Source organism: Larsenimonas rhizosphaerae (assembly GCF_023700005.1).
Lineage (GTDB): Bacteria > Pseudomonadota > Gammaproteobacteria > Pseudomonadales > Halomonadaceae > Larsenimonas > Larsenimonas rhizosphaerae.
The window spans coordinates 354186-376597 of the sequence record NZ_JAMLJK010000001.1 but is presented as its reverse complement, the minus strand read 5'-3'; the positions used below and the strand labels follow the sequence as shown (position 1 = coordinate 376597).

Here is a 22412-nt window from a genome sequence, read left to right as displayed (position 1 = left end):
CATTCAAGCGCACGTCGAGCCGTAAAAAAACCGGGGCCGCCTGAAAAGGCGGCCCCGGTTGCGTTTGAGCCCCTGACGCGCAATCAGTGCGCTTCTTCCCAGTTTGCGCCACTCTCGGCATCCACCACCAGGGGCACGCTCAGCTCACCGGCACACGCCATCCGCTCACTGATGTCGGTCTTGAAGGCCTCGACCTGTTCGGTTTTCACTTCAAACACCAGTTCATCGTGCACCTGCATCACCATCCAGGCATCGAAGGCGCCTCCCGCCAGCCATGCATCAACGTCAATCATGGCACGCTTGATGATATCGGCCGCGGTTCCCTGCATCGGGGCATTGATGGCAGTACGCTCTGCCGCCTGGCGACGACCATGATTACGCGAGGCAATATCGGGGACATACAGGCGCCGGCCAAAGACGGTTTCGACATAACCGTTTTCAGCAGCATCGGCCCGCGTGCGCTCCATGAAGGAGGCAACGCCCGGGTAGCGGTCAAAATAGCGCTCGATGTAGGTCTGGGCCTGGTTGCGTTCGATGTTGAGCTGGCGTCCCAGCCCCCAGGCGCTCATGCCGTAAATCAGCCCGAAGTTGATGGCCTTGGCACTGCGACGCTGATCCACGCTCACCTTGTCCACCGCCACATTGAACACTTCGGCGGCCGTGGCGCTGTGGATATCCAGGTTGTTGGCAAATGCCTCGAGCAGCCCCTTGTCGCCCGACAGGTGCGCCATGATGCGAAGCTCGATCTGCGAATAGTCTGCCGCAACGATCGAATAGCCCTCGCGGGCGATAAACGCGGTACGAATCCTGCGACCTTCCTCGGTACGCACCGGAATGTTCTGCAGGTTCGGGTCGCTCGAGGACAGCCGGCCGGTGGCGGTCACGGCCTGATGGTAACTGGTGTGAATGCGGCCGCTTTCGGCATTGACCAGCTGCGGCAGCTTGTCGGTATAGGTCGAACGCAGCTTCGAAAGTCCGCGATGCTCCATGATCACCTTCGGCAACGGGTAATCCAGCGCCAGCTCTTCCAGTACCGCCTCGGCGGTTGACGGCGCACCCTTGGGGGTCTTCTTGATGACCGGAATCTTCTGCTCATTGAACAGGATTTCACCGAGTTGCTTGGGCGAACCGAGGTTGAACTCCCGACCGGCCATCTCGAAGGCGTCCTTCTCCAGTGCCGTGATCCGCTCTCCCAGCGTGCGGCTCTGCTCGCCGAGTTTTTGGGTGTCGATCAGAACACCGGTGCGCTCCATTCGGGTCAGTACCGGAATCAGCGGACGCTCCAGCGTGTCCAGCACATCAGCCAGCCGACCGGCCTGTTCTACCCGTGGCCTCAGAATGTCATGCAGCCGCAGCGTGACATCCACATCCTCGCAGGCGTAGGGCATGGCCTGCTCAAGGGCAATCTGATTGAACGTCAACTGTTTCACGCCCTTGCCGGCAATCGCCTCGAAACTGATCGTTTCATGGCCCAGATACTGGCGGGCCAGGTCGTCCATATTGTGGCGAATGACCGTGGAATTGAGCACATAGGACTCGAGCATGGTGTCGACCAAAGGGCCCCTGACGGCAATGTCATAACGCGCCAGCACTTCAATATCGTACTTCAGGTTCTGCCCGATCTTGGTGATGGCCTCGCTGGTCAAAAACGGGGTCAGGTCATTCAATACCCGGGTACGGTCGAGCTGGGCCGGTGCATCCAGATAATCATGCGCGACCGGTACGTAGACTGCCTCGCCCGGCGCCAGCGCCATGCCAATACCAACGATCTCGGCCTCCATGTAGTTGAGGCTGGTGGTTTCCAGATCAAAACAGAAGGCATCCGCGGCCTGCAGTCGCTCAAGCCAGACCTGCCAGTCGGCCTCGTCAAGGAGGGCGCGATAGTCCTGCTCGGCCAGGTCGAACCCGGTCTGACGCTCGGGTTCAGGATCGGCAGCCGGTGCGGCCTCCGACGCAGCAGGCGCATGCTCCGTGCCATCGTCCGCCAGCTCATTGAGCCAGCCCTTGAATTCAAGCCGTGTATACAGCGTTCGCAGAGCGGCGTTGTCCGGCGCAGGCGGCGTCAGGTCCGTCAGGCCCACCGGCAGATCGCAATCGACCTTGATGGTGGCAAGCTGATAGGACAGGAAGGCCTGATCACGGTGCTCGGTCAGCTTTTTCGGCAGGGTCTTCGCCCCCCGGAACCCAAGGGTAGTCACCTTGTCCAAGTCACCATAAATGGTGTCCAGCCCACCATTCATGCCGGTCAGCAGTGACAGGGCCGTTTTCTGCCCGACCCCCGGTACGCCCGGGATGTTGTCGACGCTATCGCCCATCAATGCCAGATAATCAATGATCAGCCGTGGCGGAATACCGAACTTTTCCTCGACACCAGCCTCGTCCAGAAGCTCGTTTTTCATGGTATTGACCAGCGTGACGTGGGGGCTGACCAGTTGAGCCATGTCCTTGTCACCGGTGGAAATCACCACATCATGGCCATCACGGGTAGCCTCGAAGGCCAGCGTGCCGATCACGTCATCGGCCTCCACCCCCTCAATGCACAGCAGCGGCAGGCCAAGGGCGCGCACACACTCGTGCAGGGGCTCGACCTGTGGGCGCAGATCATCCGGCATCGGCGGGCGATGCGCCTTGTACTCGGGATAGATCTCATCGCGGAAGGTCTTGCCCTTGGCGTCGAACACCACCGCCATCGGGCTTTCCGGGTACTGGCGGATCAGGCTTTTGAGCATCGATACCACCCCGCGGACCGCCCCGGTCGGGGTGCCGTCAGCAGCCGTCAGCGGCGGCAGGGCATGAAAGGCGCGGTACAGGTAGGAGGAACCGTCGACGAGGACGATCGGAATAGCGGCCATGGGAGCTCCCGTCGGCGAACAATCGGAAAACCCCCATGATACGGAACCGCCGGGACCCTGTCAGGCTGCAGGCGTCAATTGCGCCAACAGGGCATCCCAGAAGGCAATACGGCTGTCGACGGCATCAATGGCTGCCTGCATGGCCTGCTGCTGCATGTCGACATCATCGCCGACCAGCTCGGCCAGCATTTTTTCTGCCGCGGGCCCGTGGTTGTCGGCATCAAGCTCGATATGGCGCTTGAGGTAGTACACAAAGGTCGGCACGTCCTCGTTGTCTACCTGCCAGGCCGACAGTAACCGGGAGAACATCTCGGGAATGATGTCTTCCCGACCATGCAGGAAGTACGCTGCGACGACATGAACCGGCGCATTCATCGCCACATCAAGCGTATTGCCGACAAAGTCGATGACTGCTGGCGGCGTGTCCATCGCCCGCATTACCCCGATCGGATCCTGCCCTTCGCGCACCTCGCTGATGAACCGCTCGATTGGAGCCACGTCAGCGTGCACTTCCTCCATGGCCTTGACGTACAACTCGAAATGACTGCTGTGGCCGCCGGTGCGATTCCGATCGGTTTCCTCACCGGTCACGATCTCGTTGATGAGATGCGCAGCATCCGGATAGCGGGGCGGCACCCACGGCAGCCGGGTGCAGGTCAGTTCATTCTGCAGTCGCTTGGCCAGCGTCATGAAGTCCCATACTGCGAATACATGCCACTGCATCAGCTCTCTGAGTTGATCCTGGTGCGTCAGGGCGTTGAAGACCGGATGGTGGAACAGAACCTGCTTGCGCGCGTCGAGGTGTTGTACTGTCGTCACGTGTGCGACTCCTTCAATAGTATAAAATGCGACCTTTCAATGGCCCGAATATCTACGCTGACGTGTAACATATGACAACGGGTCGATAACAAAACCTTATCACGGCCGAAAAATACACCTAATAAAGAATTATTTTATACTTGCTCTTGCGGCCCCTTCAGGACCAACGTCATGAACTACTCCAGCATACTCCTTGTTGCACTGCTTTTTCTGACCGGTACAACCACGGCACTGGCAAAGGATCCTTCTGCACCGCAGGAATATCGTGATAACGGCGCGCTGTACGCGGTTGCCGTCACGACGGAAGACGGCACGCGCCAGATACTTGTGGATACCACCGGCGACGGCAACTTTACCCCCTACACCGGCAGCGAGCCCGTCCCGCCACCGGAGTGGACAAGCACCAGATAGCCGCTCATCGCACATCGGAAAGCATATTCTCACCGTGGCAAGCCGCTTGATCCACGGGGTAGAATAGCCCGGCGTTCACGCTCCTCCGTACTGTATGGGAGGTGCCATTTCACAATCGGCGAGACATCATGGCGGTTTTTACACCCTTGCAGTACGACCAGGTCAGCGATTTTCTGACGCGTTACAGCGTTGGTGAACTGACCCGACTGGACGAAGTGGCCAGCGGTACCGAAAACTCCACTTTTTTTGTCACCACCGACCGTCAGGCGATGGTACTGACCCTGTTTGAACAGGGCGATCAACAGGAACTGCCTTTTTTTGTCGAACTGCTGGACTTTCTGGCCGTTCGGGAGCTGCCGATCCCCGGGCCGATCCATGATCGGGAAGGCATCGCCCTGCAGCGCCTGGCAGACCGGCCAGCCCTGCTCTTTCCCCGGCTGCCGGGCCGCCATCCGGATACCGCAACCCTTGCCCAGTGCCGCGCCATTGGCGACACCCTGGGCAGAATGCACGACGCCTCACGCCATTTTAAGGGCAAGCGCCCCAACCCCAGGGACCTGCGATGGATCAGCGCCACCTACCCACGGGTGATGGGGTATCTGAATGCTGAAGATCAGGCCCTGATGCGCGATGAAATCGATGCCTACCGCTCCACTCTGAGCCTTGATGCCGGTCTTCCACAGGGTGCACTGCATGGCGATCTGTTTCGTGACAACACCCTGTTCGAAGGTGACCGGCTGGGCGGGCTGATCGATTTCTATAACGGCTGCACCGGTGACCTGATCTTCGATCTCGCCATCGTGATCAACGACTGGTGTTCCAATGATGATGGCAGTCTGGACGAACAGCGCTATGACGCCATCATGAAGGCCTACCAGGAGGCACGCCCCTTTGAGGCCGCCGAACACACTCACTGGCCGATGATGCTGCGCATGACGGCACTGAGATACTGGCTGTCCCGGCTGCTGGTCGTCTATGTCGATGCACCTGCCCATGCCCTGACACCCAAGGACCCCGCGCAGTACCGGGCAATCCTGAAATCACGCAGCCGCATGACACCGCCTCCGCTGGTCTGACCGGCCTGGCGTTATACTGCCGAGAGGCAGGGTGATAAGGAAGTGTTAAGCTGCCAACAGTAACGTCAGTACAGTGCCATGTCGTGACAGTCATGCCATGGCGCCTCCATCTGCCCTGCTTATTGGATATTCGCATGACTACCACCCCGCCCGATGTCTCTGTCCTGATCCCGGCCAAAAACGAATCCGGTAACCTTGCTGCCCTGCTGGACGCTGTTGAACAGGCGCTGGCAGGCCATGCGTTCGAAGTCATCGTGGTCGACGATGGCTCGACCGACGATACCTGGCCCATGCTGATGCGCTATCAGGCCGACCACGCCTGGCTGCGCCCGCTACATCACGCCCGGAGTGCCGGTCAAAGCACCTCGGTATGGCAGGCGGCCTGGGCCGCCAAAGGCACCTGGCTTGCCACCCTGGACGGAGACGGCCAGAACGACCCGGCCGACCTGCCGGCCATGCTGGATATCATCAAGGCACGCTCCCTGGCGCTACTGGCCGGTCACCGGACCCATCGTCAGGATGACCAGATCAAGTTGCTGTCCTCGCGCATTGCCAATGCCGTACGCAGCTGGCTGCTCAAGGATGAAACGCCCGATACCGGCTGTGGCATCAAGGTAATGCAGCGCGACGCCTTCCTGCGCCTGCCCTACTTCAACCACATGCACCGTTTTCTGCCGGCGCTGATGCGCGCTCAGGGGCATGACATCGACTCTCACCCGGTACGCCATCACCCCCGCGGCGCTGGTGCCTCCAACTATGGCACGCTGGACAGACTGCGCGCCGGCCTGCTGGATCTGCTGGGCGTGGCCTGGCTTGTTCATCGCAGCCGCCTGCCGGCCCCGCTGGAACAGCATGTTCATCAACGCACCGAAAGCACCGCGGAATCAGGCCATCAGCCACCCCCGCCGCACACCCGGGTGCCCTCATGAGCTGGCTGGGTACGGAAACCTTCTGGATTATCGTCGGATTTGCCGGTCAGGCCCTGTTTTCTGCCCGCTTTCTGATTCAGTGGCTGGCCAGTGAAAAGGCCCGCAAAAGTGTCATGCCCAATCTGTTCTGGTACTTCAGCATCGGTGGCGGCGTGGTGCTGCTGGCCTACGCCATTTACCGTCAGGACCCCGTCTTCATTGCCGGTCAGGGAGCGGGACTGCTGATCTATTTCCGCAACATGGCCCTGATTCGTCAGGAACGCCGGCGAAACGCCACCTCATAGCATCTGTGCCGGCGACGTTCCTCCGATCCCTGCCGTCGCCGTGATACAAGGAGAGTTTCATGCAGGCTCGCCCGACCTCCTGGCTGACCCGCCATCCCCTGCCCTGGCTTACCCTGTTGGCGCTGGTCGTACTGGGCCTGGGTCTGGGTTTCAGACACCCCTGGCCCGCCGACGAACCCCGTTTTGCCCTGATCGCTCAGGAAATGCTGACCACGCACCACTGGCTGTTGCCTCATCGAGCCGGCGAACTCTACCCGGACAAGCCGCCCGTTTTCATGTGGTCGATCGCGCTGGGACTTTGGGTATTGAAGGCCTTTTCGGTGCCCGGTGCGGAAAGGATTGCCTTCTTACTGCCCTCCCTGCTGGGTGGTGTGGGCACACTTGCCCTGATGACCGACCTGGCCAGGCGATTTTACGGGCCCCGTATTGCATGGCTGGCCGGGCTGACCCTTCTAAGCACTGTCCTGTTTACCCTGCAGGCCAAGACAGCCCAGATAGACATGTGGGTCACCTTCTTTGTTACCGTGGGCCTGTACGGCCTGATACGTCATATTCTGCTAGGCCCGGATTCGCGCTGGTGGCACCTGGGCTTTTTTGCGATGGGCGTAGGCATTCTTACCAAGGGAGTGGGCTTTTTGCCGCTATTGATGCTGCCGGTATGGATGATCTTTTTAAAGACCGGCAGTGGCCACCGCACGCTGACACCCCTGTCGCTCAAACTGCTGGGCACCGGGTTGCTGGCACTACTGGCGCCGCTTTTGATGTGGGGCATCCCGATGATTCTTTATACCTCGCTTGGCCACGCCGAGCCGGAGCTGGCAGCCTATCGGGACAACATCCTCTTCAAGCAGACCGGACAGCGCTACGCCGATAGCTGGCACCATCTTGAACCCTGGTATTACTACCTGGTCAGTGTCCTCCCCTGGGCCTGGTTGCCATTGACGCTGGCCCTGCCCTGGACGGTACCCAACGCATGGCGCCGCCTCAAGCGACGCGATCCTCGACAGTGGCTGCCGCTGGGATTCGTGATCCTGATGGTGATCTTCTTTTCCCTGAGTCCTGGCAAGCGTGGCGTCTACATGACACCTGCCACGGCCATGTTCGTGCTGGCCTTTGCCCCTGCCCTGCCTGCGCTGCTGCGTCGCCCCCGGCTCAACCAGCTGGTCTGGGGTCTTGTGCTGGTTCCCGGCCTGCTGATCGGCCTGATCGGTATTGCCGGGTTATCCGGCCTGCCGGTCATGGCAAGACTTGAGGCCGAGCACGGGTTCGCGCCCTGGGGATGGTGGACCGCGCTTGGACTATTGTCCGTACTGATTGCTCATCTGATACCGTCCCGGCGCGGGCTGGTGGCCTTTGGCCTGTGGAGCGTCATGTTCTGGGGATTGTGGTCAACCTGGGGCTATAAGGTCATGGACCCGGCACGTTCGACCCAGGCGCTGATGAAGCAGGTGGTCTCCATGACATCGCCTGATACCACGCTGGCTCTGCCGGACTTCGATGAGTCGATGGTACTGCAGGCGCGCCAGCCCGTGGTTCAGTTTGGCTACGATACGCCGGAGCCGGATCAGCTGCTGGCCCTGGTCGCCTGGCTTGATCAGGCGCCCGAGACCCGGGCAGCGCTCATGAACGAAAAGGCCCTTGATCATCTCGAGTGTCCCGCGCCGGTCACGGCAACCCGGGTGCCGATTGCTGATCGCCATCAGTGGTGGCTGGTACGTGCCGTTGATGTCGCGGGCTGCAGGGCCGATGCCACGGCCGCCCCGGTGCTGACCGCGCCGACGACGCTGCCCCCGACCGGTGACAAGGCAACTCCCCCCGGCCCGCCAGCAACGGACGGGGCCGACACGACGCCAAACTGAAGCCTGGCTGAACGGGAGTGAATGCACGCACAGTGCTGCTGTCCCACTCCCGTGCAGGCTATTTTTCCCGTGGTTCATGAAACCTTAATCAACCACGGGCATGCTTGGCATATTTCCTGTCGAAAAAAGGCATTCCTGATGGCTACCGCACTTTCACTGACCCGCTTTCTGCCCTCTCGAACCTTCGTCAACAACAACCGTGACGGCCTGGCCCTGATGGTACTGTGGGCCGTTGGCGTCTCGCTGTGGCAACCCCTTCAGGCACTTTCCGGGGCGCTCGGCCTGACTTCGCTGGAGTCCACGGCGCTGTGGGAAGGTATTGATCATACCCACAGGCTGATCAACGTCGGCACGCCGCTGGTGCTCGTACTGGGTGCAGCAATGGTGTACCGCTGTGCACGTCGACTGCGCTATACCGGCAATGTGGCCCAGCGGGTCGCCCGGATCTGGACGCTGCTGCTGGCACTGACGATGGTGGGCAATGTAAGCGTTGCCAACGCGCTGACCATCGGGCTGGTGCTGGGCGCACTGGCACCACTCATCAAGGGTCGGATTACCCGACGCAAGGCCGCCACAAGCGCCGCATGGCTGTTTGCCGCAATGACATTCTTCGGCGTGGGCGCCCTGGCCATGTGGGCGATTCCGCTGGTCGGCAGCATGTTGTGGCGGGCTTCCCAGTTCAAGACCAACGATTATCGAGCCATGCTGACAGGGTCGGGCATGGCCCTGGGCAGCTTTGTCCTGGTCAGCCAGTTGCTTTAGGCTGAAGGTTTTCGTGCATAAGGCCGCCCTCGAGGCGGCCTTGTTGTATGATGCCGACCCGCATGTGATAGACCCGTTCAGGAGCCCCCATGACGTCATCCTCTTCCATCCCTTCCGAGCCCCAGGCTCGGCGTACCTACAATATTGATCAGTGGGGCAGTGGCTACTTTGACGTCGATGCACGCGGGCACGCGCTGGTGCGTCCGTTCGGGGACAACGGTACCCCCGCCCTGTCACTGCGGGAACTGACGGATCAGCTGACCGATGCAGGCCTGCGCCTGCCTGTTCTGGTACGGTTTACCGATATCCTGCATGACCGGGTCGAGAAGCTCTGTGAAGCCTTTGATCAGGCTATCAGCGAACAGAATTTCGGCGGTCATTACACCGCGGTCTATCCCATCAAGGTCAACCAGCAGCGGCGGGTCGTTGAAGAGCTGCTGGCCACTCCGGAACGGGGCCGGGGCAGGGTCGGCCTCGAGGCCGGCAGCAAGCCGGAACTGCTTGAAGTGCTGGCGCTGTCGTCCGAAACCGCCAGCACCATCGTCTGCAACGGTTACAAGGATCGCGAATACATCCGGCTGGCCCTGATGGGAGAAAAGCTGGGGCACCGGGTGTATCTGGTTGTGGAAAAGTACGCCGAAGTGCAGCTGATTCTGGAGGAAGCCCGTACCCTCGGCGTCAGCCCGCGTATCGGTGTACGGGCGCGCCTGATGTCGATCGGCAAGGGTAAATGGCAGAATACCGGCGGCGAAAAGTCCAAGTTCGGCCTGACCGCGGCGCAAATGCTCGACATCGTCGGCCAGCTCAAGGCCGAAGGTCAGCTCGATGCCCTGCAGCTGGTACATTTTCACCTGGGATCACAGATCGCCAATATTCGTGATATCCAGCGCGGCCTGCGCGAATGTGCCCGGTTCTATCAGAGCCTGTATCAGGCCGGCGCGCCGGTCTCGGTGGTGGACGTTGGTGGTGGACTGGGCGTTGATTATGAAGGCACCCGCTCACGCAGCTTCTGCTCGATGAACTACTCGATGCGTGAATATGCCAATAACGTGGTCGCGGCCTTTCGCCAGCTGTGCGATGCCGAAGGGCTGCCCCATCCGGATATCGTATCGGAGTCCGGTCGGGCACTGACGGCTCACCACGCGGTACTGATTACCAATGTGATCGAGGAGGAGCGCCAGCGTGCGCCGACCCTGCCGACGCGCACCGACGGTGATCCGCAGCTGGATACCCTCTGGCAGGCACTGGAAGGGCTCCGCCAGCAACCGGAGGCACGCCAGCTGCTGGAATACTTTCACGACCTGTCCCAGGCCATGAGCGAGCTTCAGGACCGCTTCGTCCACGGCAGTGCCACCCTTGCTCACCGTGCCGAGGCCGAGTCCGTCTACATGGCGGCCAGCCAGACCCTTCGCCATCAGCTGGATGCCCGCAATCGTGCCCACCGGGATACCCTGGATGAACTGGACGAAAAGCTGGCCGACAAGCTGTTTGTCAATTTTTCACTGTTCCAGTCCGTGCCGGATGTCTGGGGCATTGATCAGATCTTTCCCATCCTGCCACTGACGAGCCTCGATAAACCGGCCACTCGCCGGGGCGTCATCCAGGACATTACCTGTGATTCCGATGGGCGAATCGATCAGTATGTGGATGGCCAGGGCATTGAAACCACCCTGCCACTGCCGGAATGGGAAGAGGGCGAGCCACGACTGCTGGGGATGTTTCTGGTCGGCGCCTATCAGGAAATTCTGGGGGATCTGCACAATCTGTTCGGCGATACCGATTCCATCGACGTTCAGCTGGGCAGCGATGGCCAGTGGCAACTGGGTACCCGCATCCAGGGTGATCGGGTCGCGGATGTGCTGCGCTACGTCAACTTCGATGTCGACAGGCTACGGGAGCGGTTCCGCCATCAATTGCTGCGCAGCGATCTCTCCGGCAGCGACAGGGCCCTGTTTCTGGAAGAGCTGGAAGCAGGCCTTGAAGGCTATACCTACCTCGAGCATTAAGCCATCGGGCAGACTTCAGCGCTGCCCGACCACCTCGATACTCACCGGCGCCACGCCGGCCTGGATCAATCCGATACGCCTTGCCGCAGCCGGTGTCAGATCAATGATGCGACCGCGGCCATAGGGGCCGCGGTCATTGATGCGAACCGTGACCTGGCGACCGGTGTCCTGCCGGGTAACCCGTACCCGAGTGCCAAACGGCAGGGTACGATGCGCCGCCGTCAGTGCCGATAAATCAAGACGCTCTCCGCTGGCCGTCAATCGGCCACCATAGCGTTGTGCGTAATAGGTCGCGTTCCCCCGCTCGGTGGCTCCCGTGCCCGAACCGGTCATGTTCGAACCGGCACAGCCCGCCAGAAGCGAGGCCAGCAGCAGGGGAAGAAAACAGCGCTTCATGTGCTCTCCAGCAGGTTGTCGTTTTACGCCGTCGGGCATGTGTGTCAGTGCTATACCGTGGCCGTATCGAGAAACAGCCAGTCATCAATGGCCATGGTCAATCGCGCCTGCTGCGGCAACACGCCAACGCCCTCGGGAGTGCCGGTCAGAACAACATCGCCAGGCTCCAGCGTAAAACAGTGGCTTATTTCGGATACCAGTTCGGCAACCGGAAACAGCATTCGTTCGGTATACCCACGCTGACGCAGCTCACCATTGATATCCATGGAAAACCCGAGCTGCTGCCAGTCGACGAAACGCCCCTTGACCGACACAAACGGGCTCAACGGACAGGCGCCATTGAATCCCTTGGCACGCTCCCAGGGTTGTCCTCTGGCCTTGAGTTCATCCTGCATGTCACGCAGGGTCAAATCCAGTGCGAGCCCCATGCCGACAATCGCCTCGCGGGCCGCGTCAGGCGAAGCCTCGTGAAGACGTCGCCCGATCAGCAGGGAAAGTTCGGTTTCAAAATGGACCGTCCCCAGATGGCGTGGCGGCGCGATCGGTTTGGCAAGGTCGACCACGCTTGAGGCCGGCTTGATGAATAAAAGCGGCTGGTCCGGTACGTCATTTCCCAGCTCGCGAGCATGAGCAGCATAATTGCGCCCGACACAGACGACCTTGCCGATATCCTGGCCGAACACCTTGCCATCAATGAAACGAGGGGCAAACGCCATGAGAAGTCTCCTTGTTGATCGCTACCCGCCATACTAGCGCGCCCGACGGTCATGTGAAGGCGCATGAATGACTATCGCGCTCATTGAGTACGTCTTGTCAGCGTGATCAGTCCATGAAAAAGCCGGCCCGGGAGCCGGCATTGATGCATGCTGTTCGGTCAAAGCCCCAGCGCGCGCTCCAGCTCGGCGTCACGCCCATTGACGTGGCCCATCGGGTCCACGGTCAGGGTTTCGTTGTCACGCTGAAACACCACATCGGACTGCTCGGTGCCGCTTACCTCCCAGCCGGCTGTCTGCGCACGGTCGATGATCGTGATCGGCACGGCCCACACCTGGCCGGTAAACAGCCGCCAGCGCTCACCACCGGGCTGACGAATGCAGACCACCGCTGTCTGCTCGCTGGTGCCGGACGGCCCGGTGGTACTGGCGCTGGTTCGCGCGACCACCTCCATGTCGTTCGGGTCACCACACAGGGCAAGGGCCTGCTCTTCGGTGGCATGCTCCGACAACCGGATAACATCCTGATCGGGAAAAATAATGGCATAGCGCATGGTGCGACCTCATGAACGTCGACAGGGAGTGTCGTGACTATAGCCTCATCATGCCACGCCCAAGGGCCGGGACACGGAAAAAACACGACGATCGCCCTGTTGACGGGCGTCTGACCCGATGGACCATGAGCACCAGGCGTTAAATTCATCGTCGAGCACGTTTTAAAACGATTTTTTCGATTCCAGCCCTGGTTTTAATTCACTTCCTGTCATCGCTGCAGAGCCTTACTCTGCTTGAAAAGCCTACAGAGACGTTATTGCCATGCCCGCACCCGTTGCAAGGCCCACCCGGTGGCCACTGACCAGTCGCATGCTTCACGCCATCAGCGCGCTGGCGGTATTCGGCATGTTCGCCAGTGGCTGGTGGATGACCTCGCTGGGTTACTACGACAGCTGGTATCACCGAGCGCCCTGGTGGCATAAATCCTTCGGCCTGACCCTGCTGGCGCTCACGCTGTGGCGAGTCATCACACGACTTCTCACTACTGCGCCGCCGGCGCACGGGTCGGCACTTGAACAGCGCGCGGCCCACGGCGGGCACCTGCTGCTTTACATACTGCTGTTTTCCGTCCTGTTGACCGGCTATCTGATTTCCACCGCGGAGGGATCAGGCGTCAGCGTATTCGGCTGGTTCACCGTACCGGCACTCATTACCCCCTTTCGGGATCAGGCAACGATCGCCGGCAGTATTCACTGGTACTGCGCCTGGGCGCTGGTCATCCTGGCGACGGGACATGGCCTGTTTGCACTCAAGCACCACTTCATTGACCGGCACGACACCCTGACTCGAATGTTTTCCGGGCGCTCGCGCCACTGACGTTTTTCTTCCACTGTTGTACAAGGAGCATGCATGATGACCCCACTTCGCACCGGCCTTGCCGCCTTTGCCCTCTCTGCCGTCGCCGCCACACCGGCTCTGGCCGCAGACTACAAGATCGACACCGAAGGCGCCCACGCCTTCATCCAGTTCAAGGTCAGCCACCTGGGCTACTCCTATGAACTGGGGCAGTTCCGCGATTTTGACGGTTCCTTTACCTATGACCCGGATGACGTCAAGGCATCGAAGGTCAACGTCACCGTTCAGACAGACAGCCTGGACACCAACCATGCCGAGCGGGACAAGCACCTTAAAAGCGCCGAGTTCCTCGACGTCAGCAAATACCCGACGGCCACCTTCGAGTCCACGCAGTTTGTTCCCGGCGATGACAAGAATGAGGGCGAACTGAAAGGCAACCTGACCCTGCATGGCGTGACCAAACCGGTCACGTTTGAAGTCGATCGCATCGGTGGCGGAGACGATCCGTGGGGCGGTTACCGCCAGGGGTTTGAAGGGGAAACCACCATCCAGCCGGCCGATTTCGGTATCGATATGGTCAAGAAGCTGGGGCCGGCCTCTGAAAATGTCGAGCTGTACATTACCTTTGAAGGCATTCGTCAGTAACGACTGTCGACTCCCCCTGAACGCCGCCCCCCGGGGCGGCGTTTTTCATGGTGCCCGCCGGTGGAAGTGCCGGAAGCACCGCCGCTTCAAGTGCACGCGCCTCCGGATGGGTAAACGCCTCGCCGGCCTGCACGTCATCAATCAGCCGCCCTCCCTGCATCACCAGCACCCGTGAACACAGACGCCGGGCCAGTCGCAGGTCATGAGTAATGAAGAACAGCCCCATGCCGCTGTCACGGCACTGCGTCGCCAGCCAGCGGGTCAACTCCACCTGCAGTACGGTATCGAGTCCGGACGTAGCCTCATCACAGATCAGCAGGGAAGGATTGATGGCCAGCGCTCGCGCCAGGCACACACGCTGCAACTGCCCCCCGGAAAGCTGATGCGGCCGGCGCCGTGCGTACTCGGCCGGTAGATGCACGGCGTCCAGCAGCGAGGTCACACGTGCCCACCGGGCAGCATGGGACAACCGACTCAGGTGGCGCAGGGGCTCATCGATGATACGGGCCACGGTATGACGAGGATTGACGGCCCCGGGGGCATCCTGAAAGACCCCTTGAACCTGCTGTCGGAATGCCTGACGGCCGGCCCGATGCCTGAGCGATACCGGTGCCCCGTCATGAAATATTCGCCCTTCTGTCGGGGTTTCAAGCCCCAGCATGATGCGTGACAGGGTGCTCTTGCCCTCGCCACTGCCCCCCACCAGTGCCACACGCTCGCCAGGTGCCAGCGTCAGAGACACATTATCCAGTACGCAACGTGTGCCATAGCGGTGACTGATGGCGCTTAGGGTCAGGCTCACAGGGGTTCCTCGTCGTACAGGGCATGGTGGGCAGCAAGCAACCGCCGGGCCGCATCACTGCTCGGCGCGCGGCACAGCGTTTCCGGCGTGGTGGATTCAACCAGGCGCCCCTCACTGATGACATGCACCTCATCAGCACAGGCATTGACCACGCCCAGGTCATGGGTAATGAGCAGTACACCCATGCCGTGCTCCCGCACCACGGTCTCGATCAGCGACAGACTGCGCTGGCAGGAACGAGGGTCCAGATCCGAGGTGGGCTCATCTGCGATCAGAAACGACGCCTGCTGCATCAACCCCAGCGCCAGCATCATTCGCTGCAGCATTCCGCCAGAAAGCTCAAAGGCGTAGGTGTTTCGTACCTCCGGGGCGAGGCCCGCATCCTCCAGTGCAGCGGCGATGCGCTGCCTGGCGGCATGGCCCCGCACGCCGACGGTTGCCAGTGTTTCCAGAGCATGCGCCTCCATGGTCATCAACGGATTAAAGGCGCTGCGCGGATTCTGCAACAGGCTGGCCACCTGCGGCATGCGGCCATCCCGGGTGCTCAGCACACCTCCTTCACGTGTCAGCGTCGGTGGCAGGGCACCTGCGAGCGCGGCAGCAGTCAGGGACTTGCCTGCCCCGCTTTGCCCCACCAGCGCCACCGTGCGCCCCGGAGTCAGGCACAGACTGATCCGATCAAGCAATCGGAGTGAGCCGTGATACACGCTCAGGGGGGACAGCGTAGCCGGGCCGCTCATGGGTGAGCCTCCGCCAGTACAGGATCGAGACGGTCGCGAAGGCCATCACTCAACAGATTGAACGCCATCACACTGATGAAAATGGCTGCGCCGGGCCAGAAGATCAGCGCCGGGCTCGACCAGATGACCTCACGGGCATCGCTGATCATCACGCCCCACTCAGGCGTCGGCGGGGCAACACCCAGTCCCAGAAACGACAGCGCCGCCACATGCAGCATCATGTGACCCAGATCCAGCGTTAAAAGAATCAGGACCTGCACCAGCACCGTTGGCAGCATGTGCTCGCGAAAGATGGCTGCACCGCCCGCGCCGGATAATCGCGCGGCCTGCACGAACTCCCGTTCCCGCAGGGACATCACCAGCACCCGCACCACGCGTGCGTACCAGGCCCAGTGTGTCAACGACACCGCAATGATGACACTGCTCATGCCCGGGCCCAGCACGCCGATCAGACACATGGCCATCACGAAGGTCGGCAGGGTCAGAAACAGGTCGGCGGCCCGCATCAGTACCTGATCGATACGCCCACCGGCCAGCCCGGCCACGCTACCAACGACCAGTCCGATCGCCAGTACCAGCCCGAGGATGGCCGCCACGGTACCCAGTGACAGCCTGGCACCATACAGCAGGCGCGAGGCCACATCCCGACCCAGGGCATCGGTACCCAGCCAGTGCTCGCGGCTGGCCGGTGCCAGTCGGTGAAGAATATCAACGGCATCAGGATCCATCGGCGCCAGCCAGGGCGCAGCCATCGCCATGAAGACCAGCACGACCACCAGCACCCCGCCAATGCGCACGCCCCAGGTCGAGGACCTGAACAGGCGCGACCAGCCGCGTCCGGACGCAGGTGACACGGGGCGCCGATACAACAGGGCTTCCTTCATGTCATGTCTCCGGAAGGGGTGACACGGTGACGACGGATGCGCGGATCAAGCCAGGCATGAACGACGTCCACTCCCAGATTGGCCAGCACGTAGACCAGTGTCATCAACAGCGTAAAACACTGCAGAACCGGGAAGTCCCGGTTGTGAATCGCCTCCACGGCCAGACGACCCACGCCGGGCCAGGCAAAGATGTTCTCGATGACAAAGGCGCCGCCAATCAGCTCACCAATAGCCATCCCGGATGCTGTCAGCAACGGCAAGAGGGCATGGGGCAGCACATGGGCCCGAAGCTGCCGCCCCGACGACAGCCCACGCAGCCGAGCGTAGTGAACATGGCGCTGAGTCCGGGCTTCAAGCAGCGAGGTACGAAGCATCCTGGCATTGATTGAAATGGTCATCAGTGAAATCGCCATGGCCGGCATGACAAAGTGCAGCGGGCCGCCATATCCCATCGGCGGCAGCCACTCAAGCCAGACGGAAAACAACAGCACCATCAGAAAGCCGAGCCAGAAATTCGGCATCGAGACACCGAGAAAGGCAATGAAGCGCACCAGATGATCCGGCCAGCGATCAGGATAACTGCCGGCCAGCAGGCCCAGCGCTACGCTGAAGATCGCCGTGACCACCAGCGCCACAGCGACCAGCGACAAGGTGGCGGGCAGGTAATCAAGCAGCATCGCCAGCACCGGCTCGCCACTGATGAAGGACGTGCCAAAATCCAGGTGCAACGCGCCCCACAGCCAGCGGCCATACTGCTGCACCAGGGGCAGATCAAGGCCCAGTCGATGCCGGGCCTCCATCAGGGCCTGGTCGGTCGGCGTAATACCGGACAGCCGCAGATAATCCATGGCGGGGTCGCCACGCCCGACATGCAGCAACACGAAGATGATGACCGACACCAGCAGCAACAGGATGGGCAGCAGCGCCAGCCGGCGCAGGGCCAGCTGCCAGAGCGGCTCGAACCGCCGGACAGGCTCAGTCATGGGCGGGCGCCCTTTCGGCGGGGGTCATGTCAGCGAAGGGAATATCTTCCATGGTGTCGCCAAAGCGCACATTACTGACCCGGTCATTGCTGACAGAGCGTGAGGTGATGAAGGAAATCGGCAGGTAAATGGCCTGGTCATGCAGGGTGGTCAGAATATCCCGATACAGTGACTGGCGCTGTTCCGGGTTCTGGGTAGTCAGCACCCTGCCGATATCCCGATCCAGCGCGCCCTTCATGGGCAGCCCCTGCTGCGCCTGATAATCAGCATGCGCCGGCACGCGCATGGAGCTCAGATAGGCATGAGGCTCGTAGGGTGCGCCCCAGGTATCGCTGTAGATCATATTGAAATGGCCGTTTTTCTGCCGTTTCATCAGCGCGCCCTCTTCCTCGCCCTGCAGTCGAACCTCTATGCCAATGGCTCGCAGGTTGGCCTGAACCACCTGCGACATCGACTTCTGCAACGGGTCTTCGCCATCAAAGTACAGTGACAGCGTAAGCCGCTGACCGTCCTTCACCCGAATACCGTCATCGCCGGACGTCCAGCCCGCTTTCTCAAGCAGGGCGCGCGCGCGTGCCGGATCAAACGTGCGGGTCGGCAGGTCGATATCGGCATAGGGAACGCGGGATGAAAACAACCGGTAGGCAACCGGCTCGGCCCCGTAGAGCAGCGCCTTGACGATCGCGGGCCGATCCACCGCGTACTCGATGGCCTGACGAACCGGCAGCGCATTCGTCGGGAAACGCTTGCTGTTCATGACGAACGTACGTGTCGCCAGCGGCTCGGAACGGCTGGCGGTAAAGCGCGGGTCATGGCTCAACCGCTGAAAGCTGTCCACCGAAATCATCCCGCGAGTGCCCTGCACCATATCGATCTGCCCGGTCTCGAGCGCCATGGCCCGAGTATTGGGATCATTGATGACATGGATATCGACACCTGAAAAGGCGGGCATCGTGCCCCAGTAGTGCGCATTGCGGCGAAAATGATCCACTCGTCCGGGTTCGCGGCCACTGAACACCCAGGGGCCGGTTCCCACCGGCGCAGACAGCTGGCACTGCGTGCCACTGCCCGCCGCGCCCAGCACGCTCGGCGAGGCAATGCGTAGTGGCCGAATCAATGACAGTTCCATCAGGGTGGGATAGTACGGATGCTTGAGTACCAGCTGGACGGTATGCGCGTCCACGACCGTGACGTGATCAAGCTGATTGACCAGTGCCAGCCAGTCATGACGTGCCCGGCAACCAAGCACCGCGTCGACGTTGGCCTTGACGGCAGAGGCATCAAACGGTGTGCCATCGGAAAAGGTCACATTCTGACGCAGGGTAAAGGTATAGGTGCGACCGTCTTCCGACAGTGCCCAGTCGGTCGCCAGCCAGGGCTCGATTTCTCCCTTGTGATAACGCACCAGCGGCTCATACACCATGGCCTGAGCCACCATCTGATTGGCACCATACCCCTGGCTGTTCAGTGGCCCCACATCGTAGGGCCATGCCGTACGAAGTACCGGGGCCTGGTCCCCGCTGTCGGCTTCAGCCGCCATCACTGTCGAGGTACCGGCCATAAGACACCAGACCATTACTGAAAGAGTGCGCACCCACCGCGCCGTCTGCTGCTTCATGAGCGTCGTGTATCCGTACCGGCAAGAGAAAGGGAGAAGTGGGTGTGGAGCCTAGCGAAGCCCTGATATGATGTCTATCCAAATTCCTCATACTCGCGAGCCTGAATCAACGCGGCTCGTGCCGAGTCACAAGGAGCCGACATGCAGCGGGTGACGATTACTCTGGATGATGAACTGCTGGAAGCCATCGATGAGCGGGTGCGATCCCACAACTATCAGGGGCGTTCCGAGGCGATGCGGGACCTGCTGCGAACGGGACTTCTGGATTCCAGGCAGCAACAGCCGGGGACGTCACGTCACTGCATGGCCACGCTCAGCTGGGTCTTCGATCACGGTACCCGAGATCTGGCGCAGCGGCTGTCGCATCTGTTTCATGTCCACCATGCTCTGATCCACACCACCCTGGAGGTGCCACTGGATCATGATCACTCACTGTCGGTGGCCGTATTGAAAGGGGAAAGTCAGCGCGTTCATGCGCTGACAGAGCGGGTCATCAGCGAGCGGGGAGTACGACATGGTCGCGCCTTCATGGTGCCGATCGACCCGGATATCGAGGAACATCTGCACGGGGATCAGATAGAGCCCCACACTCACTGGCGAGTGCGGGACAGCTAGGGACATGCGGGTCAGTCATGCAGGTGGTCGTGCACGTCGTCGCCTATCTGGCCATTGTCATCCAGAGCATGCAACGCGCCAACGATCGACGTCACGTCTTCGTCGATCAGTTCCTTTTGCCGCATGAAGAACTGGTAGCTCAGTGACAGGGAACGGCGCTTTTCAGCACGGTCCAGAAACTGCTCTTCGAGCTGATGCGCATGGTGCTCGATACGATCGGCCAGCAGACTGGACTGGCCGTTCTGGCACACCACGTCCATCAGGGCGCGCACTTCGACCGATAACAGATACAGCTGGTGAACATTACGAGCCTGAATCTGATGGGAAGTCGAAATATTGTCGTCCAGCAGATCAATCTGGCCCAGATTACAGTGAGTCGTTGCATCGGACATGAGTCATCTCCTCAAGACAGGCCCCGTCAGCATAAATCAGCGAGGGGGCCCTCTGTACCCTGTATCCACTCCCTGCGACGGAATGCCGCCGCCCTGCCTTCAGCCGGCCCAGCGGCCTGACCTTTCATACCCTTGATAGCTCAGTGAACCCTTACTGTCGATCTTGCAGTCAAGGTTCATCATGGCGTTACCCTTGCCGTACAGGGTGACTTCCAGATCAAACGGTTCGCCCTTCTCATAGCTGTCCATGTTGTCGGAGCCATAGGGAAGGTCCTGCAGTTTCGGCTCTTTTGCCGTCGCCTGATCAATGCACTGCTGCGCGAGCTCACTGGTCGGCTTTTCAGGCGGCGCAGCCTGAACGGAAGCACTTAAAAAGCCCAACATCAGGGCACCTGTCACTGTCAGCATCGGCTTGTGCATAAACACTCCTTGTAATCCTGTCATCGCCTGCACCTTCATGGTGCCTTTTCAGCGTAGACCACCCGGCGCGTAACACACATCACTCATGACCGATTGGTTCATTCCACCGGCTGACCACCCAGCTTGTAGCCCTGATACGTCACGGTGCCCTGCGCATCGATATGGCACTGCAGGTTGTAATAGCCATTGCCCTCTCCCAGCAGACTCACCTCAAGGTGATAGGGGTGACCGGTGGCATAACGCACAACGTTGCTGTGTGCATAGGAAAGCCCCTGCAGCGTCTCGTCCTGCGCCTGTGCTGCACTGACGCAGTGCTGAACGGTATCGGGCTGTGACGACAACGGCTCATCGGCACTCGCGGACTGGCTGAGAGGTACAAGGGCAACGGCAGCGGCGAAAACAAGGGCAACACGGGTCATGGCAGTCTCCAGAGGGAATTGAACATCCAGGCACCTGCAAAGGCAGGCGCCTGAACATTGGAGGCGTGTTTCTCGCCATGGTTCAGTTTCAATAAAGAAAAGTTGTCGCCACTGCCACCTCTGACGATCACATGGTCACGCGCAAACACTGCCCCACATGATAAAGCGTGAATCCGCTCTCATAGGCCAGACTCCAGAGCGGCCGGGAGGCAATGGCCTTGTGGGTCTTGATCGGCAATGGCATGAGACTGTCATCTCCGGTCGTGATGAACTGTGCAAAGCCCTGCCCCACGACGGTGCCCGTCGTCACACCACGCCCGTTATAGCCGCAGGCGGCCAGGATGCCCGGCAACGGTTCAAACAGTCGCAGGGTGTGATCCGGCGTAAATGCCACATTGCCTGTCCAGGTGTATTCCCACTCGACCGCGCCCAGTGCCGGAAAATAAAAGGACGCCACCCGATCGGCCCAGCACTTGAGATAGGCATGCGGGCGGCGCTCTCCACTGCCCAGTGATCCCAGTACCAGCCGCCCCTCACTGTCGCGCCGAATACTGGACAGCACGGTTCGTGTATCCCATGCCCCCTGCCGGTCCGGCAGGATGCTGTCGGCCACCTCACCACTGAGCGGCTTCGAAGCCACCTGCATGTAATGCCCGGTAAAGAACTGGTGTTTCACCCAGTTCCAGTCATCCTGGGTATAGGCGTTGGTTGCCATGACAACACGATCGGCCAGCACACTACCGGCAGCCGTCCGGACGCGCCACCGGTCGCCGTCACGCTCGATACCGGTCACGCTGCTGTCGGTAAACAGTGCCGCCCCCTGAGCGCAGGCGGCCTGAGCCAGCCCCCGGGTATACTCGGTGGGATTGATGGTGCCGGCCCGTTTGTCCAGCAGGGCGGCAGCAATTTTTGGTGTGCCGGTCAGTCGCTCACAGTCCGTTCCCGTGACCAGCTCGACCGGCGCACCTCGCGCCGTCAGCTGATCGCGACGGCGAGCCAGCTCGTTGCACCCCTTCGGATTGTGCCCCAGGTGCAACGTGCCGGTGCGGGTCGCATGGCAGTTGATCCCGTAACGCTCGATCAGCTCAAAGACACGCGCGGGTGCCTCGCCCAGCACCCGGTTGGCTCGCTCACCGTCTTCCGCCCCCAGCGCCGCCACGATATCGTCAGGCGGCACCCATAAGCCGGCATTGACGAGCCCGACGTTACGACCGGATCCGCCGGTCGGAATCCGGCCTGCTTCCAGCACCGATACGGAGATCCCGCGCTCCGCCAGATGAAGCGCCGTCGACAGCCCGGTAATGCCGCCGCCCACCACACAGACCTGGGTGCTGATATCACTGTCCAGTGGCGCTGTTACGGGAGCCTGCTCCCGTGCACTCGCTTCCCAAAGACACTTCTCCTGCATGATACGCCACTCCTTCAACAGGCCGGTTC

24 protein-coding genes are annotated in these 22412 nt (G+C 60.9%); 10 read left to right on the top strand and 14 right to left on the bottom strand.

The features are described 5' to 3' along the window. Positions 1–83: 83 nt before the first annotated feature. Both polA and NAT21_RS01685 read right to left on the bottom strand, forming a co-directional pair. Positions 84–2852 carry a DNA polymerase I gene (gene polA, locus NAT21_RS01690; protein ID WP_250935172.1) on the bottom strand — a complete coding sequence of 923 codons (2769 nt, stop codon included), beginning with the start codon at positions 2850–2852 and terminating at the stop codon, positions 84–86. Positions 2853–2912: 60 nt separating this feature from the next. Then, complete coding sequence (locus NAT21_RS01685; RefSeq protein ID WP_250935171.1) at positions 2913–3671, bottom strand: DUF3050 domain-containing protein; 759 nt, start codon at positions 3669–3671, stop codon at positions 2913–2915. A 171-nt stretch (positions 3672–3842) separates the two neighbouring features. Here NAT21_RS01685 and NAT21_RS01680 point away from each other — a divergent pair, with 171 nt between their 5' ends. From NAT21_RS01680 to speA, 7 genes are all read left to right on the top strand, one after another. After that, positions 3843–4082 (top strand): DUF2782 domain-containing protein, encoded by a 240-nt coding sequence (locus NAT21_RS01680; RefSeq protein ID WP_250935170.1) that lies wholly within the window; start codon positions 3843–3845, stop codon positions 4080–4082. Between the two features lie 128 nt (positions 4083–4210). Next, a complete protein-coding gene (locus tag NAT21_RS01675; RefSeq protein ID WP_250935169.1) occupies positions 4211–5158 on the top strand; it encodes a homoserine kinase in 948 nt (315 codons plus the stop codon). A 134-nt stretch (positions 5159–5292) separates the two neighbouring features. After that, on the top strand, positions 5293–6087 hold the full coding sequence (locus NAT21_RS01670; RefSeq protein ID WP_250935168.1) for a glycosyltransferase family 2 protein: 795 nt from the start codon (positions 5293–5295) through the stop codon (positions 6085–6087). After that, on the top strand, positions 6084–6371 hold the full coding sequence (locus NAT21_RS01665) for a lipid-A-disaccharide synthase N-terminal domain-containing protein (RefSeq protein WP_250935167.1): 288 nt from the start codon (positions 6084–6086) through the stop codon (positions 6369–6371). The genes NAT21_RS01670 and NAT21_RS01665 overlap by 4 nt, the downstream gene beginning before the upstream one ends. A 59-nt stretch (positions 6372–6430) precedes the next feature. After that, positions 6431–8230, top strand: a complete 1800-nt coding sequence (locus NAT21_RS01660) for an ArnT family glycosyltransferase (protein ID WP_250935166.1) — start codon at positions 6431–6433, stop codon at positions 8228–8230. 138 nt (positions 8231–8368) lie between these two features. Next, a complete protein-coding gene (locus NAT21_RS01655) occupies positions 8369–8992 on the top strand; it encodes a hypothetical protein (protein WP_250935165.1) in 624 nt (207 codons plus the stop codon). Positions 8993–9081: 89 nt separating this feature from the next. Further along, positions 9082–10998 (top strand): biosynthetic arginine decarboxylase, encoded by a 1917-nt coding sequence (gene speA, locus NAT21_RS01650; protein ID WP_250935164.1) that lies wholly within the window; start codon positions 9082–9084, stop codon positions 10996–10998. A 15-nt stretch (positions 10999–11013) separates the two neighbouring features. Here the strand turns inward: speA and NAT21_RS01645 are convergent, their stop codons facing one another. From NAT21_RS01645 to NAT21_RS01635, 3 genes are all read right to left on the bottom strand, one after another. Next, positions 11014–11394 (bottom strand): septal ring lytic transglycosylase RlpA family protein, encoded by a 381-nt coding sequence (locus tag NAT21_RS01645; protein ID WP_250935161.1) that lies wholly within the window; start codon positions 11392–11394, stop codon positions 11014–11016. 50 nt (positions 11395–11444) lie between these two features. Beyond that, on the bottom strand, positions 11445–12110 hold the full coding sequence (locus NAT21_RS01640; protein ID WP_250935159.1) for a fumarylacetoacetate hydrolase family protein: 666 nt from the start codon (positions 12108–12110) through the stop codon (positions 11445–11447). 158 nt (positions 12111–12268) lie between these two features. Further along, positions 12269–12661 (bottom strand): hypothetical protein, encoded by a 393-nt coding sequence (locus tag NAT21_RS01635; protein WP_250935157.1) that lies wholly within the window; start codon positions 12659–12661, stop codon positions 12269–12271. A gap of 262 nt (positions 12662–12923) precedes the next feature. Here NAT21_RS01635 and NAT21_RS01630 point away from each other — a divergent pair, with 262 nt between their 5' ends. Both NAT21_RS01630 and NAT21_RS01625 read left to right on the top strand, forming a co-directional pair. Then, positions 12924–13478 carry a cytochrome b gene (locus NAT21_RS01630; RefSeq protein ID WP_250935155.1) on the top strand — a complete coding sequence of 185 codons (555 nt, stop codon included), beginning with the start codon at positions 12924–12926 and terminating at the stop codon, positions 13476–13478. A 33-nt stretch (positions 13479–13511) separates the two neighbouring features. After that, positions 13512–14102 (top strand): YceI family protein, encoded by a 591-nt coding sequence (locus NAT21_RS01625; protein ID WP_407658245.1) that lies wholly within the window; start codon positions 13512–13514, stop codon positions 14100–14102. Here the strand turns inward: NAT21_RS01625 and NAT21_RS01620 are convergent. Genes NAT21_RS01620 through nikA form a run of 5 tightly spaced genes read right to left on the bottom strand, consistent with a single transcriptional unit; the run spans position 14077 to position 19129 of the window. Continuing rightward, positions 14077–14904: an ATP-binding cassette domain-containing protein gene (locus NAT21_RS01620; RefSeq protein WP_250935153.1), complete on the bottom strand. Its 828-nt coding sequence runs from the start codon at positions 14902–14904 to the stop codon at positions 14077–14079. The two genes, NAT21_RS01625 and NAT21_RS01620, sit on opposite strands and share 26 nt — an antisense overlap. Further along, positions 14901–15644, bottom strand: coding sequence for an ATP-binding cassette domain-containing protein (locus NAT21_RS01615; RefSeq protein ID WP_250935152.1), 744 nt, complete (start codon positions 15642–15644; stop codon positions 14901–14903). Before NAT21_RS01615 ends, NAT21_RS01620 begins: the two co-directional genes overlap by 4 nt. After that, positions 15641–16528: a nickel ABC transporter permease subunit NikC gene (gene nikC, locus NAT21_RS01610; protein ID WP_250935151.1), complete on the bottom strand. Its 888-nt coding sequence runs from the start codon at positions 16526–16528 to the stop codon at positions 15641–15643. The genes NAT21_RS01615 and nikC overlap by 4 nt, the downstream gene beginning before the upstream one ends. After that, on the bottom strand, positions 16525–17511 hold the full coding sequence (gene nikB / locus NAT21_RS01605) for a nickel ABC transporter permease subunit NikB (RefSeq protein ID WP_250935150.1): 987 nt from the start codon (positions 17509–17511) through the stop codon (positions 16525–16527). The genes nikC and nikB overlap by 4 nt, the downstream gene beginning before the upstream one ends. Then, positions 17504–19129 carry a nickel ABC transporter substrate-binding protein gene (gene nikA, locus NAT21_RS01600; RefSeq protein ID WP_250935149.1) on the bottom strand — a complete coding sequence of 542 codons (1626 nt, stop codon included), beginning with the start codon at positions 19127–19129 and terminating at the stop codon, positions 17504–17506. Before nikA ends, nikB begins: the two co-directional genes overlap by 8 nt. Positions 19130–19270: 141 nt before the next feature. Here nikA and nikR point away from each other — a divergent pair, with 141 nt between their 5' ends. Continuing rightward, positions 19271–19744 (top strand): nickel-responsive transcriptional regulator NikR, encoded by a 474-nt coding sequence (nikR, locus tag NAT21_RS01595; protein ID WP_250935148.1) that lies wholly within the window; start codon positions 19271–19273, stop codon positions 19742–19744. An 11-nt stretch (positions 19745–19755) separates the two neighbouring features. On the opposite strand, the gene NAT21_RS01590 is transcribed toward nikR, so the two are convergent. The 4 genes from NAT21_RS01590 to amaA form a co-directional block, all read right to left on the bottom strand. Next, positions 19756–20136, bottom strand: coding sequence for a hypothetical protein (locus tag NAT21_RS01590; protein WP_250935147.1), 381 nt, complete (start codon positions 20134–20136; stop codon positions 19756–19758). 99 nt (positions 20137–20235) lie between these two features. Beyond that, complete coding sequence (locus NAT21_RS01585; protein WP_250935145.1) at positions 20236–20595, bottom strand: hypothetical protein; 360 nt, start codon at positions 20593–20595, stop codon at positions 20236–20238. A 59-nt stretch (positions 20596–20654) separates the two neighbouring features. Beyond that, positions 20655–20975, bottom strand: coding sequence for a hypothetical protein (locus tag NAT21_RS01580; RefSeq protein ID WP_250935143.1), 321 nt, complete (start codon positions 20973–20975; stop codon positions 20655–20657). 127 nt (positions 20976–21102) lie between these two features. After that, complete coding sequence (gene amaA / locus NAT21_RS01575; RefSeq protein ID WP_250935141.1) at positions 21103–22383, bottom strand: L-pipecolate oxidase; 1281 nt, start codon at positions 22381–22383, stop codon at positions 21103–21105. Positions 22384–22412: the final 29 nt, after the last annotated feature.

Excerpts from the sequence above, each read along its gene's own strand:
- polA (WP_250935172.1), bottom strand. The coding sequence starts at position 2,852 with ATGGCCGCTATTCCGATCGTCCTCGTCGACGGTTCCTCCTACCTGTAC.
- NAT21_RS01680 (WP_250935170.1), top strand. The coding sequence starts at position 3,843 with ATGAACTACTCCAGCATACTCCTTGTTGCACTGCTTTTTCTGACCGGT.
- NAT21_RS01675 (WP_250935169.1), top strand. The coding sequence starts at position 4,211 with ATGGCGGTTTTTACACCCTTGCAGTACGACCAGGTCAGCGATTTTCTG.
- NAT21_RS01670 (WP_250935168.1), top strand. The coding sequence starts at position 5,293 with ATGACTACCACCCCGCCCGATGTCTCTGTCCTGATCCCGGCCAAAAAC.
- NAT21_RS01665 (WP_250935167.1), top strand. The coding sequence starts at position 6,084 with ATGAGCTGGCTGGGTACGGAAACCTTCTGGATTATCGTCGGATTTGCC.
- NAT21_RS01660 (WP_250935166.1), top strand. The coding sequence starts at position 6,431 with ATGCAGGCTCGCCCGACCTCCTGGCTGACCCGCCATCCCCTGCCCTGG.
- NAT21_RS01655 (WP_250935165.1), top strand. The coding sequence starts at position 8,369 with ATGGCTACCGCACTTTCACTGACCCGCTTTCTGCCCTCTCGAACCTTC.
- speA (WP_250935164.1), top strand. The coding sequence starts at position 9,082 with ATGACGTCATCCTCTTCCATCCCTTCCGAGCCCCAGGCTCGGCGTACC.
- NAT21_RS01645 (WP_250935161.1), bottom strand. The coding sequence starts at position 11,394 with ATGAAGCGCTGTTTTCTTCCCCTGCTGCTGGCCTCGCTTCTGGCGGGC.
- NAT21_RS01640 (WP_250935159.1), bottom strand. The coding sequence starts at position 12,110 with ATGGCGTTTGCCCCTCGTTTCATTGATGGCAAGGTGTTCGGCCAGGAT.
- NAT21_RS01635 (WP_250935157.1), bottom strand. The coding sequence starts at position 12,661 with ATGCGCTATGCCATTATTTTTCCCGATCAGGATGTTATCCGGTTGTCG.
- NAT21_RS01630 (WP_250935155.1), top strand. The coding sequence starts at position 12,924 with ATGCCCGCACCCGTTGCAAGGCCCACCCGGTGGCCACTGACCAGTCGC.
- NAT21_RS01625 (WP_407658245.1), top strand. The coding sequence starts at position 13,512 with ATGATGACCCCACTTCGCACCGGCCTTGCCGCCTTTGCCCTCTCTGCC.
- NAT21_RS01615 (WP_250935152.1), bottom strand. The coding sequence starts at position 15,644 with ATGAGCGGCCCGGCTACGCTGTCCCCCCTGAGCGTGTATCACGGCTCA.
- nikC (WP_250935151.1), bottom strand. The coding sequence starts at position 16,528 with ATGAAGGAAGCCCTGTTGTATCGGCGCCCCGTGTCACCTGCGTCCGGA.
- nikB (WP_250935150.1), bottom strand. The coding sequence starts at position 17,511 with ATGACTGAGCCTGTCCGGCGGTTCGAGCCGCTCTGGCAGCTGGCCCTG.
- nikA (WP_250935149.1), bottom strand. The coding sequence starts at position 19,129 with ATGAAGCAGCAGACGGCGCGGTGGGTGCGCACTCTTTCAGTAATGGTC.
- nikR (WP_250935148.1), top strand. The coding sequence starts at position 19,271 with ATGCAGCGGGTGACGATTACTCTGGATGATGAACTGCTGGAAGCCATC.
- NAT21_RS01590 (WP_250935147.1), bottom strand. The coding sequence starts at position 20,136 with ATGTCCGATGCAACGACTCACTGTAATCTGGGCCAGATTGATCTGCTG.
- NAT21_RS01585 (WP_250935145.1), bottom strand. The coding sequence starts at position 20,595 with ATGAAGGTGCAGGCGATGACAGGATTACAAGGAGTGTTTATGCACAAG.
- NAT21_RS01580 (WP_250935143.1), bottom strand. The coding sequence starts at position 20,975 with ATGACCCGTGTTGCCCTTGTTTTCGCCGCTGCCGTTGCCCTTGTACCT.
- amaA (WP_250935141.1), bottom strand. The coding sequence starts at position 22,383 with ATGCAGGAGAAGTGTCTTTGGGAAGCGAGTGCACGGGAGCAGGCTCCC.